The following is a 15,613-nucleotide window of genomic DNA, read 5'->3' on the forward strand; positions in this document are numbered from 1 at the left end:
CTAAAGTAAAGCAGTTCCTCCCAGACGTTATCTTGTTGATGCCGATCCAAAGACGAACCTTCCAGTATCTCTGATAGTAACTCCCATAAGTAATGTTCTGATGCAGGCCCGCTATTACTCATAGCGCGAGTGCCTTATGGCAGATTTAATGTTATTTGAAAGAAGAAGTTGAAGGTGAAGTTTATGTCTAAGAAGACAGGTCAGGTTAAGTGGTTCAACGAAAGCAAAGGTTTTGGTTTTATTGAACAGCATGATGGCGGTAAAGATGTGTTTGTTCACTTCTCCGCGATCGCAACTGATGGTTTCAAAACCTTGGCTGAAGGCCAGCGTGTTGAGTATACCATCCAAGACAGCCCGCGCGGGCCGGCTGCTGCAAACGTTGTTGCTCTGTAATTTAAGAGAAATAATGTTTAGATTATCTTAGAAAGTGATGATGCCGATGTGCTAATCATCGATCTGGATAGCAAAATTCTAAAGCCCGCACTTATGCGGGTTTTTTCATAAAATCAAGCTCATAGAGGTTTAATCAGAAAACTTTAGGATGGGCAACTGCATCTAAACAATAAATAAAAATGAGTTGTTAGGATGCCCAGTAAAAGGAAATTTATTATGACGTTAAAAATGGGTCGCGTGAAATGGTTCAACCAATCAGAAGGTTACGGTTTCATCTCGCCACACGATGGTAGTTTGGATGTGTATGTCAGCAAGACGGCTATCGCCAACACCAAAAATAAATCACTCAGTGAAGGGCAGGACGTTGAATTCTCTACTTATCGTAGTATTCACGGGCCGTCAGCAGCAGATGTGATCGCTTTCTAAGTAAACGACGACGATCAACTCGTTTTCTAAGCAAACGGCTACCTTTTGGTAGCCGTTTGTATTTATACCCTTGGGTATTTTTGGCCTCTATTCGACAGGTTGCTTTGTCGCCGGGCAGCTTTTGCAGGTGCTTCTATTTGTCTTTATGCGGCTTAGTTGCTGAAGTTAGCAAACAGCGCAATAATTTTATGGAATACTTTCATCTCTTACTCAATATGCCTATTTATGTGATGTGAATCACAAAATTCTACTCTTCGCTATTCAACATATCAATAACAAAACCAGCATTTATCCCACGAGATAGCTATCTATATTTACTTATGTAGTTGCTAATTAACATAACTCCTTGTTATTAATCGCTGATAGCGCAGGCAGCATCGGTACAGTTAACCTGCCTCAGCAGATATGGTATCCTCGAGCACTTTCCTGCTGGCTAAACTCCATTCTGGAGGATGTATGGACCACCGTTTACTCGAGATCGTTGCCTGTCCGGTTTGCAACGGCAAGTTGTATTTCAATAAAGAAAACCTTGAATTGGTATGTAAAGCTGACAATCTGGCTTACCCGGTGCGCGATGGTATTCCGGTATTGTTGGAGAATGAAGCCCGCCCACTGTCAATTGATGAGAAGCACGCATGAGTTTCATCGCTATAATTCCCGCTCGATATGCTTCAACCCGGTTACCCGGCAAGCCATTGGCTGATATTGCGGGCAAACCGATGGTAGTTCATGTGATGGAACGAGCAAAGGCGTCGGGCGCGTCACGGGTGATTGTGGCAACAGATCATCCTGAGGTGGTGAGAGCCGTTGAGGCTGCCGGTGGTGAGGTCTGTATGACCCGTGCCGATCATCAATCTGGCACCGAGCGCTTAGCCGAAGTTATTGAACTATATGGTTTTGCCGATGATGATATTATCGTAAATGTCCAAGGGGATGAACCTCTGATACCCCCGGTAATTATCTGTCAGGTGGCTGATAATCTGGCCGCTTGTCGTGCTGGCATGGCAACATTAGCGGTGCCGATTGAAAGTAGCGAAGAAGCATTTAACCCTAATGCGGTTAAAGTGGTGATGGATGAGCAAGGCTACGCGCTCTATTTCTCCCGCGCGGCGATCCCATGGGAAAGAGAGCGTTTTGCTCAGTCAAAAGAGACTATCGGTGATTGTTTCTTACGCCATATTGGTATCTATGCTTATCGTGCAGGTTTTATCCGCCGTTATGTTAATTGGGCGCCGAGCAAACTCGAACAAATCGAGCTATTAGAGCAACTTCGAGTACTGTGGTATGGCGAAAAGATCCACGTCGCGGTAGCAAAAGCGATACCCACGGTTGGGGTTGATACTCAGGCTGATCTGGATCGGGTGCGCGCTATCATGCTTCATCAGTAACCATTACGGGCACCGAACTGTTTGCGCTAGGTCCAATTGGGCCTGGCGTTTTTACTTTGTATCCGATAGTTTGATTTTTATTATCAATAATAGTTGATCTGCATTCTGGAAATCTCCCGCCCGTCATCCCATTATGAACCATCAATTTCGCCAGATAATTGGACTGAGCATAATGGAACAACTGAAAGCTGAATTAAGTGTGGTGCTCGGGGAATCTATCACCCGCCTCGAACGTATCAGCGAGCAGCCCTATGCCCACCTGTACGCGATGTATAACCAGCAGGGGCAGGCAATCCCATTACTGGCGAAGAGCTATGTTTGTCAGGGGATTGCACAGCAAGAGGCGTATAAACTTTCCATGCTGGCTCGGGAAGGTGATATCCGGTTACCCACAGTGTACGGACTGGTGATGACCCACCAATCCCCGTATAAAGAAATTCTGTTGATGGAGCGTTTACGTGGTGTTTCGGTGGAGGCACCGACTCGGACGGGGGAGCGCTGGGATGCTTTGATGGATCAGATAGTTGAAGGTGTGCTGGCATGGCACCGCATTGATAGCCACGGTTGTGTGGGTAATGTTGATAGCACCCAGGAAAATGATTGGTTCAGTTGGTATCAGCAACGAGTTGAAGTGTTGTGGGCGACCTTGTCTAATATGAATTCACCGGTTATGACATTGGAAGACCGTGCAATACTTTACCGTGCGAAGGCGTCATTAACGGCACTTTTTGCCGGTTTTGATGACAGCTCAGTGCTGGTGCACGGCAACCTGACTCTCCGCAGCATGTTAAAAGATGCGCGCAGCGATCAGTTGCTAGCGATGCTTAATCCTGGTCCGATGTTGTGGGCTCCACGAGAGTATGACTTGTTCCGCCTCAGCGAAGAGGGCATGCCTAGTCAGCTATTCTATCGTTATCTCAATAAAGCACCGGTCTCTGAATCCTTTGTTGCCCGCCGATGGCTCTATACCCTTTGGGAACTGGTGGCCCGCTTCATCCATACCGGGAATCTGGATCGTGCTGTATTTGATAATGCCGCCAGGCAACTTCTCCCTTGGCTAGATTAATATCCTTCATCTTTCAAGTTGCTGGTGTGTTGGCTGCGCTCAATAACCCGAATCACTTACTGGTCTTGATCTTAAAAAATAAGTAAGCTCATCGGGATTTTTTCCCTTGCCGCCTTCCTGCATTTCGAAATCTATTGGATATTGACGGGTGACAATGAGTTATTAATAGCAAAATTATTCATCCTTGCTATCCCCGCTTAATTTTTGCCACAACAGCCCCAATGTTTCATACCAGGCACGCTCGGTGTGGCCTAAATAAGCCGCTGCTGGAATAGCACGCTCCCAGCTATGCAGTGGCGTGGTGATGGCTAACTGATTTGCAGGCGCGGGGATTGGATGTAACCCAATGGCGGTAAAGAATTTAATCGCTCGGGGCAGATGATTTGCCGAGGTGACCAGCAAAAATGGTTTATTACCCACCAGAGTGGCCACCGCCGCGGCTTCTTCAACGGTATCTTTCGGTTGCTCTAACGCAATAATATTCGCCACCGGAACACCTAAGCTTTCTGCCACCTGAGCTGCTGTTGTTGCACTGCTTTGGTTGTTCGGACCCGCACTGCCAGTAAAAACCATTTTTGCGTTAGGATGTGCACGATACAGCCTGACACCCTCAGTGACTCTTGGCAGGCTATTTGCGAATAAATTGGCGCTTGGTGCCCAATTCGGATTAAACGTGTAGCCGCCGCCGAGCACAACAATGTAATCTACTGGGTCGTTTCCCTGATAAGTCGGGTATGACTTTTCCAGTGGCAATAGCAGGCGGTCAGCGACAGGTTGCAGGCTAATAAGCAATAATACCAGCCAACTCAACGCAAAAAGTGTTTTGCCACTTTTCTGCCAGCGGGTAAACCACAATAAAATTAGTGCCAGCCCCATGATGATGAGTAACAAGGGCAGGGGCATTAATAAGCCGCCAACAAACTTTTTTAAGGTGAAAAGCATAAAAATAGGGCCCTTTTGGCTGAAAAACCGGCATTTGGCGCTGATTACAGGCCAAGAGGATTTATTCTAAGTCAGGCTGTGCCAAAATAGCAGGTTGGTAGGCATTCTTTTTACTGTGGCTATTGATTTACCATTATCTATCAAAGCCGTTAAATCAATAGTTATAGCGGAGCAGTTGTTCATGCAGGATCGCAATTTCGATGACATTGCTGAGAAGTTTTCCCGCAATATCTATGGTACGACGAAGGGAATGATTCGCCAGGCGGTGGTTTGGCAAGATATCAGCGGGCTGTTAGCGCAGTTACCACCACGCCCGTTGCGGATTTTAGATGCAGGTGGTGGCGAAGGGCATATGGCTTGCCAACTGGCGGCATTAGGCCATCAGGTCCTATTATGTGACCTGTCAGCGGAGATGATCCAGCGCGCGAAGGCCGCTGCCTTGGAAAAAGGTGTGAGCCACAACATGCAATTTGTACAAAGTGCGGCTCAGGACATCACCCAACATTTAGAACAGCCGGTTGATCTGATATTGTTCCATGCGGTTTTAGAATGGATTGCAGAGCCTCAACACGTTCTGCAAATACTCTTTAATGCGTTGACTCCCGGCGGCGCGCTCTCATTGATGTTTTTCAATGCCAATGGATTGGTGATGCGTAATGCGGTATTGGGTAACTTTCAGTTGGCGTTACCGGGTGTAAAAAGGCGTAGGCAGCGTTCGCTATCGCCGCAATACCCTTTAGATCCACCAACGGTATATGGTTGGCTTGAGCAAATGGGTTTATCCATTAGCGGTAAGACGGGAGTACGGGTGTTTCACGATTACATGAAAAATAAACAGCAACAAGTTGATGAGTTTGCTGAATTATTGGCGTTGGAACAGCGCTATTGCCGGCAGGAGCCCTTTATCAGCCTGGGGCGCTACGTGCATGTCATGGCGTTTAAGCCAAATCTGAAGGACCCATTATGAGTGACTTTTCCCAGACAGTACCCGAACTGGTCGCCTGGGCGCGGAAAAATGACTTTTCGATTACTCTGCCCACCGATCGTTTGGCCTTTCTTTTAGCTATTGCCACGTTAAACGGTGAGCGGCTGGATGGCGAAATGAGTGAAGGGGAGTTAGTTGATGCATTTCGCCACGTCTGCAAAGGTTTTGAGCAGACCCATGAAACCGTGGCCGTGCGCGCGAATAATGCTATCAATGACATGGTGCGCCAGCGGTTACTCAACCGCTTTACCAGTGAAATTGCCGATGGTAATGCGATTTACCGCCTGACGCCGTTAGGCATTGGTATCACTGACTACTATATCCGGCAGCGCGAATTCTCCACCCTGCGCCTGTCAATGCAGTTATCGATTGTCGCACAAGAGCTACAACGGGCGGCAGAAGCAGCCGAAGAGGGGGGGGATGAATTCCACTGGCATCGTAATGTTTTTGCCCCGCTAAAATATTCAGTTGCTGAAATTTTCGACAGCATTGATATGACGCAACGCTTGATGGACGAGCAGCAACATAGTGTGAAGGAAGATATCGCCGCGTTGCTGAATCAGGATTGGCGGGCGGCTATTGCCAGTTGTGAAATGCTGTTGTCAGAAACATCCGGCACACTGCGTGAATTACAAGATACGCTGGAAGCGGCAGGTGATAAACTTCAGGCTAACCTGTTACGTATTCAAGAAGCCACTATCGGCAATGCGGGTCTGGATCTGGTGGATAAGTTGGTCTTTGATTTACAAAGTAAACTTGACCGCATTATCAGTTGGGGTCAGCAGGCGATTGACCTGTGGATCGGCTATGACCGCCACGTGCATAAGTTTATCCGTACTGCGATTGATATGGATAAAAACCGTGTCTTCGCCCAACGCTTGCGCCAGTCAGTTCAGAATTATTTTGATAGCCCATGGACTCTCACCTATGCCAACGCTGATCGCTTGCTGGATATGCGCGATGAAGAACTGGCGTTGCGCAGTGAGGAAGTTACCGGGGAGCTGCCACCGGATCTGGAATTTGAAGAATTTAATGAGATCCGTGAGCAATTAGCCGCCCTGATTGAGCAGGCGTTGTTGGTATACCAGCAACAAAAGATGCCACTTAATCTGGGGGAAGTGATGCGCGACTACCTCGCGCAATATCCGCGTGCTCGTCATTTCGACGTGGCTCGTATCCTGGTCGACCAGGCAGTTCGCCTTGGTGTGGCCGAAGCCGATTTCTCAGGGTTACCAGCAGAATGGTTGGCAATCAATGATTACGGAGCCAAGGTGCAGGCACATGTCATCAACAAATATTGAAGTAGTAATGCCCGTTAAACTGGCTCAGGCATTGGCCAACTCACTGTTTCCAGCACTTGACAGCCAGTTACGTGCCGGTCGTCATATCGGGATTGATGAACTGGATAATCATGCTTTCCTGATGGATTTTCAGGAGCAACTGGAAGAGTTTTATACCCGTTATAATGTGGAGTTAATCCGTGCACCGGAAGGTTTCTTCTATCTGCGTCCCCGTTCTACCACGCTGATTCCACGCTCGGTGCTATCTGAGCTGGATATGATGGTTGGCAAGATCCTTTGTTATCTGTATCTCAGCCCTGAACGTTTGGCCCATGAAGGCATTTTCGCGCAGCACGAATTATACGAAGAGCTGCTAAGTCTGGCCGATGAGAGCAAATTGCTGAAGTTTGTTAACCAGCGCTCAACCGGGTCGGATTTGGATAAACAGAAGTTGCAGGAAAAAGTACGAACCTCACTTAACCGGCTGCGTCGGTTGGGGATGATCTACTTTATGGGCAATGACAGCAGCAAGTTTCGTATCACTGAAGCGGTATTCCGCTTTGGTGCTGATGTGCGTAGCGGCGATGACCCACGGGAAGCCCAGTTACGCATGATCCGTGATGGCGAGGCCATGGCGGTGGAAAACAGTCTGTCACTCCATGATGAAAGCGATGAAACTGACATCACCATGGGTAATGCAGCGGACAGTGCAGAGGATGAACAGGAATGATTGAACGCGGTAAATTTCGCTCGCTGACCTTGGTTAACTGGAATGGTTTTTTTGCCCGGACATTCGATCTTGATGAGCTGGTAACCACTTTATCTGGCGGCAATGGTGCGGGTAAATCCACCACTATGGCCGCTTTCGTTACAGCACTGATTCCTGACCTGACACTGCTGCACTTTCGTAACACCACCGAAGCCGGTGCCACCAGTGGTTCTCGTGATAAAGGTCTGCACGGCAAATTGCGGGCCGGGGTCTGTTATTCAACGCTGGATGTCGTCAACTCCCGCCACCAACGTGTGGTTGTCGGGGTGCGGTTGCAACAAGTGGCAGGGCGTGACCGCAAGGTTGATATTAAGCCTTTCACCATTCAGGGGCTGCCGACGGCTATCCAACCTACCCAGATTCTTACAGAGGTGGTGGGTGAGCGTCAGGCGCGCGTCCTGTCATTACAAGAGCTGAAAGAGCGCGTCGAAGCGATGGAAGGGGTGCAGTTCAAGCAATTTAACTCCATCACTGACTACCACTCGCTGATGTTTGATTTGGGTGTGATTCCAAAGCGTTTACGCTCTTCTGCCGATCGCAGCAAATTTTACCGTTTGATAGAAGCATCGTTGTACGGTGGTATTTCCAGCGCGATTACCCGCTCACTGCGTGATTACTTATTGCCAGAAAACAGCGGCGTGCGGAAAGCCTTCCAGGATATGGAAGCGGCATTGCGTGAAAACCGTATGACCCTTGAGGCTATTCGTGTCACTCAATCTGATCGTGATCTGTTTAAGCATCTGATTTCAGAGGCAACGTCCTACGTTGCTGCTGACTATATGCGTCATGCCAATGAGCGGCGGATCCATCTTGATGGCGCATTGGTATTGCGCCGTGACTTGCTGACCAGCCGCAAGCAATTGGTGACTGAGCAGTATCGTCATGTGGAAATGTCGCGAGAGTTAGCCGAGCAAAGCAGTGCGGAATCGGATCTGGAAACAGATTATCAGGCGGCCAGTGACCACCTGAGTCTGGTGCAGACCGCCATGCGCCAGCAGGAAAAGATCGAGCGCTACCAGAGTGATTTGGAAGAGTTGACTTACCGGCTGGAAGAGCAAAATGAAGTTGTCGCCGAGGCCAGCGAGCAGCAGGCCGATAACGAAGCCCGTGCTGAAGCTGCTGAGTTGGAGGTGGACGAACTGAAAAGTCAGTTGGCCGATTACCAGCAAGCGCTGGACGTTCAACAGACCCGTGCTATCCAATATCAGCAAGCCTTACAGGCTTTGGAACGCGCGCGCGCACTGTGTCAGTTGCCAGAATTAACTGCCGATAATGCCGAAGAGTGGCTAGAAACCTTCCATGCCAAAGAGCAGGAAGCGACTGAATCTTTATTACAACTTGAGCAAAAACTGAGTGTTGCTGATGCTGCGCACAGCCAATTTGAGCAAGCTTATCAGTTAGTGGTGGCTATCGCCGGCGAGGTCAGTCGCAGTGAAGCCTGGCAAACTGCGCGGGAATTGTTGCGTGACTGGCCGTCTCAACAACATTTGGCTGAACGTGTGCAACCATTGCGGATGCGTTTGTCAGAGCTGGAACAGCGTTTACGTGCTCAGCAAGACGCAGAGCGCTTGCTGCAAGAGTTCTGTAAACGTCAGGGGCAAGTATACCAGCCGGAGGAGTTGGAAGAGTTGCAGCGTGAGCTGGAGTCACAGGTTGAAGAGCTCTCTCTCAACGTCAGTGATGCTGGTGAGCGGCGCATGGAAATGCGTCAGGAACTCGAGCAAATTAAGCTCAAAATTCAAGAGCTGACGGCGCGTGCGCCAGTCTGGTTGGCGGCACAAGATGCGCTGAGTCAACTCAGCGAACAGAGCGGTGAGGCGCTGGAGGATAGCCGTCAGGTTACCGAACACATGCAGCAACTGCTGGAGCGTGAACGCGAAACCACGGTGGAGCGCGATGAAGTTGCCGCAAGCAAACGTGCTGTTGATACGCAGATTGAGCGGTTAAGTCAGCCAAGTGGTGCTGAAGATGCGCGGATGATTGCTTTGGCCGAACGCTTCGGTGGTGTGTTGCTCTCCGAGATTTATGACGATGTCACCATCGATGATGCGCCATACTTCTCCGCGCTGTATGGCCCATCGCGCCACGGTATCGTGGTACCGGACTTGTCACTAGTGCGGGATCAACTACAGGGTTTAGAAGACTGCCCGGAAGACCTCTATCTTATCGAGGGTGACCCACAATCATTTGATGACAGTGTATTTGCCGTTGAAGAGCATGAAAAAGCAGTAGTGGTTAAAATTGCGGATCGCCAGTGGCGTTACTCCCGTTATCCAGAACTGCCGCTGTTTGGCCGCGCTGCCCGTGAGAACCGGCTAGAAGCACTGTATCAAGAGCGTGACAGCCTGGCTGAACGTTATGCCACGCTGTCATTTGATGTGCAAAAAACGCAACGCTTGCATCAAGCATTCAGCCGTTTTATCGGTTCTCATCTGGCCGTGGCATTTGATGCAGATCCTGAAGCTGAAATTCGTTTACTCAATACCCGTCGTGGTGAAATAGAGCGAGCTCTGAGTGCACACGAAGAAAGCAACCAGCAGCAGCGCCAGCAATTCGAACAGGCTAAAGAGGGGATTTCAGCCCTTAACCGCTTGATCCCACTGATTTCATTGCTACTTGATGATACGTTGACTGACCGTGTCGAAGAGATAACTGAAGAATCGGCGCAAGCGCAAGAGGCGGCTCGCCATATTCAGAAGCATGGCTCTTCCCTGACTAAACTTGAACCGCTGTTAGCGGTATTACAAAGTGACCCGCAACAACACGAACAGTTGCAGGAAAACTATGTATTGGCGCAAAACAGCCAGCGTCAGGCTAAACAGCAAGCTTTTGCACTGACTGAAGTTGTTCAGCGTCGTGCGCACTTTAGCTATACCGATTCTGCGGGCATGTTGACGGAGAACTCTGATCTCAACGATAAACTGCGCCAGCGTTTGGAGCAGGCGGAAGCAGAACGCACTCGCGCTCGTGAGCAGTTACGTCAGTATCAAGCGCAATTTACCCAGTATAATCAGGTGCTAGCGTCGTTAAAAAGTTCTTATGACGCCAAGCGTGACATGCTGAAAGAGTTAAGTCAGGAACTGGTGGATATCGGTGTTCAGGCTGATGCTAATGCAGAAGCCCGTGCTCGTACCCGCCGTGACGAGTTGCATGCGGCATTAAGTACTAACCGTTCACGCCGTAATCAGTTGGAAAAACAGCTAACCTTCTGTGAAGCTGAGATGGATAGCCTCCAGAAGAAACTGCGCAAGCTGGAACGAGATTATCATCAGATCCGTGAACAAGTCGTCAATGCCAAAGCGGGTTGGTGTGCGGTGATGCGGATGGTGAAAGATAATGGCGTTGAGCGTCGTTTGCATCGCCGCGAACTGGCCTATATGGACGGTGACGAGCTGCGTTCTATGTCGGATAAAGCCTTGGGTGCTCTGCGTCTGGCGGTGGCTGATAATGAACATCTGCGCGATGTGCTGCGTTTGTCTGAAGATCCGAAACGGCCTGAGCGTAAGATTCAGTTCTATATCGCGGTCTACCAACATCTGCGTGAACGTATTCGTCAGGATATTATTCGCACTGATGATCCGGTTGAAGCCATTGAACAGATGGAGATTGAACTGGGCCGTTTGACCGAAGAATTAACCGCTCGCGAACAGAAGCTGGCAATCAGTTCCAAAAGTGTATCGAATATTATCCGTAAAACTATTCAGCGCGAACAGAACCGCATCCGTATGCTGAATCAGGGTTTGCAAGCGGTGTCATTTGGTCAGGTCAAGAGCGTGCGGCTGAATGTGAATGTACGTGAAGCTCACGCGACCTTGCTCGATGTGCTATCCGAGCAGCAAGAGCAGCATCAGGATCTGTTTAATAGCAATCGTCTGACCTTCTCCGAAGCATTGGCAAAACTGTACCAGCGGTTGAACCCACAAATGGATATGGGGCAGCGCTTGCCGCAGACCATCGGTGAAGAACTGCTTGATTACCGTAACTATCTGGAACTGGAAGTCGAAGTTTATCGCGGTTCAGATGGCTGGCTGCGGGCAGAAAGCGGCGCATTGTCAACCGGTGAGGCTATTGGTACCGGTATGTCAATACTGGTCATGGTGGTACAGAGTTGGGAAGAAGAGTCACGTCGTCTGCGCGGCAAAGATATTTCCCCTTGCCGTTTGCTGTTCCTCGATGAAGCGGCGCGTTTGGATGCCAAATCTATCGCGACATTATTTGAACTGTGCGAGCGGCTGGAAATGCAATTAATAATTGCAGCACCAGAAAATATCAGCCCGGAAAAAGGGACAACCTATAAGTTGGTACGAAAAGTCTTCCAAAATCATGAGCATGTACATGTGGTTGGCTTACGAGGTTTTGCCAATGAAATACCAACATTGCCGCCGATACCTGCCGAGATACAACCCGGCGGTTAATTATTGTTCAGAAAGAAGGCGGCAATAATTAATCCGATTAAATGGTCGCTAACTAGCGGCCATTTTTATTTCTTCCACACCTTAGGGTTATATTTTATAACCACTGGAAATCTGTTAGCGTAACGTAAATGGTTAAATTTATATCGTTGACCACGCAAGGGGCAGTTCTGTTTGTATAATAATGATGAAAACCCGAAACTATTGAAGTGGTAGCCAACGAACAAATCTCGTTGAACTGATCGACGCTCAGGGATTCGGGTGCCAGAGCAGCAACAATGCTGCGGCTTCAGGGAAGAAGGGTAACGACAGACTATGACGTACTTAGATAAGCATACCGGGGGCATAGAATGTCGATAGGGAAACGAAATCCGCAACGCGCATTAGCATTATACTGCGCTTTAATTTATAGCCTGATGCCGATATTTACAGCATCAGCCACGGCACCTGTCATGCCGTTAGACTCATCCTCAGCGCTGCCTATGAGTGGTACGACAATGTCGGTCGCACAAAGCCGCTCACAGTTATTATCAGTGCTGCCTAAAACGGTGACACCTTTCTATGCTTCTGAGTTGGCATTGCTTTATGCCGCCAACCGTATGCAACCGATGTGGCAGGATAGAACTGCGGTGCAGCATTTTCAGCAGCAATTAGCTGAAGTGGCACTCTCCGGTCTCCAGCCGCAATTTATGCAGTGGGTAAAATGGCTGAGTGACCCTGACATTACCGGTCAAGCTCGCGATGTTATTTTGTCAGATGCCATGCTGGGATACTTGCACTTTATTTCAGGTGTTGGCGCTAACGGTAGTGTCTGGTTATACAGCAATGTGCCATACAAAATGGCGATGCCGCCAGTTACTATTTTAAATCGTTGGCAGCAAGCGGTGCATGAAGGGACCACCGCACCCTATCTGGCATCGCTGGCCCCCCAACATCCTCAATACGACAAAATGCATCAGGCATTGAAACTGATGCTGGCAGACCGCCAGCCATGGCCACAGATGTCTAATGGCCCCAGCCTGCGCCCAGGTCAGTTAAGTGACGATATTCCAGCGCTACGGGAAATCCTAGACAGAACGGGCATGCTACACCCCATTGCATCTGAACCGGCCAAAGCCCCAGAGGTTATCCCGGTGGATAATCCAGCAGTAGCCGTGGTCAATGATGATCTCTCGGTTGATGAAGAAAAGAGCCGTGCTCAGGCTCACAGTTTAGTGGTTAGCCCTTCAGCGGCACCCGTGGCCGACGTTCCTGTTACCGGTGGGGTTGTAGCGTCGCCATCAGCGCCGCTCACCACAACTATAACCGACAATGTTTATACGCCTGAGTTGGTGGAAGCCGTTAAACGTTTTCAACAGTGGCATGGGCTAAGTGATGATGGTGTTATTGGTGTCCGAACTCGTGAATGGTTGAATGTCTCACCACAAACGCGGGCAACATTATTGGCATTGAATATTCAGCGGTTGCGTATTTTACCGGGACACGTCGATAACGGCATTATGGTTAATATCCCAAACTATTCGCTTAATTATTATAAGAATGGTGCTGAGGTTCTCTCATCGCGGGTGATTGTTGGCCGTCCAAGCCGCAAGACACCGTTGATGAGCAGTGCGTTAAATAATGTGGTGGTCAATCCGCCGTGGAATGTACCAACGTCTCTGGTGCGCCAGGATATCGTACCCAAAGCACGCTATGACGCCGGCTATTTCCAGCGTCATGGTTATACCGTTCTGTCTGGTTGGAGTAATGAGGCTGAAGTTGTTGATCCATCGATGATCGATTGGAGCATGATTTCGCCTAATAACTTCCCGTACCGTCTGCGTCAGGCACCAGGTGCCAGCAATTCATTAGGGCGCTTCAAATTCAATATGCCAAGCTCTGATGCTATCTACTTACATGACACGCCGAACCATGGTCTGTTCCAGAAAGATATCCGTGCATTAAGTTCCGGCTGTGTCCGCGTCAATAAAGCTTCGGATCTGGCAAATATGTTATTGCAAGATGCTGGCTGGAATGATGCGCGGGTTTCCTCAACGTTAAAACAAGGCGATACCACCTACGTGAATATTCGCCAACGTGTCCCGGTGCAATTGTATTACCTGACAGCATGGGTAGCGGATGACGGTAGGCCACAATTTAGAACAGATATTTACAATTATGATAAGACGGTGAGATCCGGTGCACAAATCTCACCTCAGGCTGAACTTTTAATGCAATAAATGCAGTAAAACTCAATAACTAATGGTCTTAATATCGGGTTGTCGTAGGGGGCCCCAAATTGGGGTTCTCTATAACCGAACTTAAACGCACAGCGGGTGCGGGCCGAATGCGGGTTGACTGGTTTTCCGTAGGCGGTTATGGTTCGGGACGGCACATTTGGTTAGTGCTTTCTTTTGACATTCTTGCCGGGTATTAACAGAGATCATGGATAAAATTGATAATTATCGCCGTAAATGGCTAACGTTAGGCGGGGCAGCGCTGGGTATATCGCTGCTTCCAGGGCAGGCATTTGCCACCCTTTCTACTCCTCGCCCACGGATCTTGACCCTGAATAACCTCAATACAGGCGAGTCCATAAAAGCCGAATTTTTTGATGGTCGGGGCTATAACAAAGATGAACTTTCCCGCTTAAACCATCTCTTTCGCGATTATCGGGCCAATAAGGTAAAAACTATCGACCCACGCCTGTTTGATCAACTATACCGCCTACAAGGGCTTCTTGGCACAACTAAACCGGTGCAGCTTATTTCCGGTTACCGCTCACTTGATACCAATAATGAACTGCGCGAACGCAGCCGTGGTGTGGCCAAACACAGTTTCCACACGCAAGGGCGGGCAATGGATTTTCATATTGAAGGTATTCAATTGAGTAATATCCGCAAAGCAGCATTAAAAATGCGTGCAGGTGGTGTAGGATATTACCCTCGCAGTAACTTTGTACATATTGATACTGGGCCGACAAGAACCTGGTAGCAGACATTTTTATGCCAATGCATTGAATCATACCTAACAGATTTCAAATTGTAGGGCGGTGGCAAGCAAGTGCCAAATCGGTCAGAGTGGGTTTGAATAGCACTTATGCCAACCACAGGACGAGCCTCAAAGTCCTGGCTCGATAAACTGATGCTATCAGTGATTCGGGTAAACGACCGCAGCCCATACAGATGTATGGTTGAAAGATGATAGGTATATTGCCAGTTGCATTTGGGGTGGAGTTTTATGAAATATCAAATTATTCCGGTGACGGCCTTTAGCCAGAACTGCACTTTAATCTGGTGTGAAGCCACAAAGCAGGCCGCATTGGTAGACCCTGGTGGTGATGCAGCCAAGATCATTGCTGAAGTTGCACGTCAGGGGGTAAAGGTCAGCCAGATTTTGTTGACTCACGGCCATCTGGATCATGTGGGTGCTGCTGCTGAGTTAGCCGCTCATTTTGATATCCCGATTTATGGCCCTGAAAAAGAAGATACGTTCTGGTTGGAAGGGCTACCGGCGCAGAGCAGAATGTTTGGTTTGAGCGAATGTGAAGCTTTTACCCCAACCCGTTGGTTGACCGAGGGTGACAAAATCACTGTTGGTGAAGTGGAGTTATCGGTATTGCATTGCCCTGGGCATACGCCAGGTCACATTGTCTTCATTGACCAACAGGGGCGTCTGGCACTGGTCGGTGATGTTATCTTTAACGGTGGTGTTGGGCGTAGTGATTTCCCACGCGGTGATCACCAACAACTGATTAACTCCATTCGGACTAAATTGTTGCCTTTAGGTGATGACATAACGTTTATTCCCGGTCATGGTCCAATGTCTACGTTAGGCCATGAACGGCAGACTAACCCGTTTATACGTGAAGAACCGGCTATTTGGTGATGTCGACATCATAAACAGCTAGAATTTCAAAGAAGGCACCGTCTGGTGCCTTTTTACGTTATATTGAATAAGTGATTTACATATT

The 15,613-nt window shown here is 48.8% G+C and carries 13 protein-coding genes; 12 read left to right on the forward strand and 1 reads right to left on the reverse strand.

Annotated elements, in window-relative coordinates:
• The first annotated feature begins 183 nt into the window (after positions 1-183).
• From cspE to V1955_RS08295, 5 genes are all read left to right on the forward strand, one after another.
• A complete protein-coding gene (cspE, locus tag V1955_RS08275; RefSeq protein ID WP_032906172.1) occupies positions 184-393 on the forward strand; it encodes a transcription antiterminator/RNA stability regulator CspE in 210 nt (69 codons plus the stop codon).
• A gap of 216 nt (positions 394-609) precedes the next feature.
• Positions 610-819 (forward strand): cold-shock protein, encoded by a 210-nt coding sequence (locus V1955_RS08280; RefSeq protein WP_005159937.1) that lies wholly within the window; start codon positions 610-612, stop codon positions 817-819.
• A gap of 456 nt (positions 820-1,275) precedes the next feature.
• Entirely contained in the window at positions 1,276-1,458 is a 183-nt protein-coding gene (locus tag V1955_RS08285; RefSeq protein WP_004700032.1) for a Trm112 family protein, read from the forward strand.
• A complete protein-coding gene (gene kdsB / locus V1955_RS08290; protein WP_372569316.1) occupies positions 1,455-2,207 on the forward strand; it encodes a 3-deoxy-manno-octulosonate cytidylyltransferase in 753 nt (250 codons plus the stop codon). Before V1955_RS08285 ends, kdsB begins: the two co-directional genes overlap by 4 nt.
• A 172-nt stretch (positions 2,208-2,379) precedes the next feature.
• A complete protein-coding gene (locus tag V1955_RS08295) occupies positions 2,380-3,273 on the forward strand; it encodes a YcbJ family phosphotransferase (protein WP_083158444.1) in 894 nt (297 codons plus the stop codon).
• A gap of 174 nt (positions 3,274-3,447) precedes the next feature.
• Here V1955_RS08295 and elyC read toward each other — a convergent pair whose 3' ends face one another.
• On the reverse strand, positions 3,448-4,215 hold the full coding sequence (gene elyC / locus V1955_RS08300) for an envelope biogenesis factor ElyC (protein ID WP_083158445.1): 768 nt from the start codon (positions 4,213-4,215) through the stop codon (positions 3,448-3,450).
• Between the two features lie 181 nt (positions 4,216-4,396).
• Between elyC and cmoM the strand changes: the two genes are divergently transcribed.
• The 7 genes from cmoM to V1955_RS08335 all read left to right on the forward strand — a co-directional run bounded on the left by cmoM (position 4,397) and on the right by V1955_RS08335 (position 15,528).
• Positions 4,397-5,182, forward strand: coding sequence for a tRNA uridine 5-oxyacetic acid(34) methyltransferase CmoM (gene cmoM / locus V1955_RS08305; RefSeq protein WP_420072993.1), 786 nt, complete (start codon positions 4,397-4,399; stop codon positions 5,180-5,182).
• Positions 5,179-6,501: a chromosome partition protein MukF gene (gene mukF, locus V1955_RS08310; RefSeq protein ID WP_102970391.1), complete on the forward strand. Its 1,323-nt coding sequence runs from the start codon at positions 5,179-5,181 to the stop codon at positions 6,499-6,501. Before cmoM ends, mukF begins: the two co-directional genes overlap by 4 nt.
• Positions 6,482-7,210, forward strand: coding sequence for a chromosome partition protein MukE (gene mukE, locus V1955_RS08315; RefSeq protein ID WP_042568220.1), 729 nt, complete (start codon positions 6,482-6,484; stop codon positions 7,208-7,210). The genes mukF and mukE overlap by 20 nt, the downstream gene beginning before the upstream one ends.
• Positions 7,207-11,664 (forward strand): chromosome partition protein MukB, encoded by a 4,458-nt coding sequence (gene mukB / locus V1955_RS08320; protein WP_442820780.1) that lies wholly within the window; start codon positions 7,207-7,209, stop codon positions 11,662-11,664. The genes mukE and mukB overlap by 4 nt, the downstream gene beginning before the upstream one ends.
• Before the next feature lie 347 nt (positions 11,665-12,011).
• On the forward strand, positions 12,012-13,880 hold the full coding sequence (gene ldtD, locus V1955_RS08325; RefSeq protein WP_372569313.1) for a L,D-transpeptidase: 1,869 nt from the start codon (positions 12,012-12,014) through the stop codon (positions 13,878-13,880).
• 205 nt (positions 13,881-14,085) lie between these two features.
• A complete protein-coding gene (locus tag V1955_RS08330; protein WP_083158449.1) occupies positions 14,086-14,634 on the forward strand; it encodes a YcbK family protein in 549 nt (182 codons plus the stop codon).
• 246 nt (positions 14,635-14,880) lie between these two features.
• Entirely contained in the window at positions 14,881-15,528 is a 648-nt protein-coding gene (locus tag V1955_RS08335; protein WP_083158450.1) for an MBL fold metallo-hydrolase, read from the forward strand.
• The last annotated feature ends 85 nt before the right edge of the window (positions 15,529-15,613 follow it).

Origin of the sequence: Yersinia sp. 2545 StPb PI, from assembly GCF_052217125.1 — a bacterium.
Lineage (GTDB): Bacteria > Pseudomonadota > Gammaproteobacteria > Enterobacterales > Enterobacteriaceae > Yersinia > Yersinia enterocolitica_E.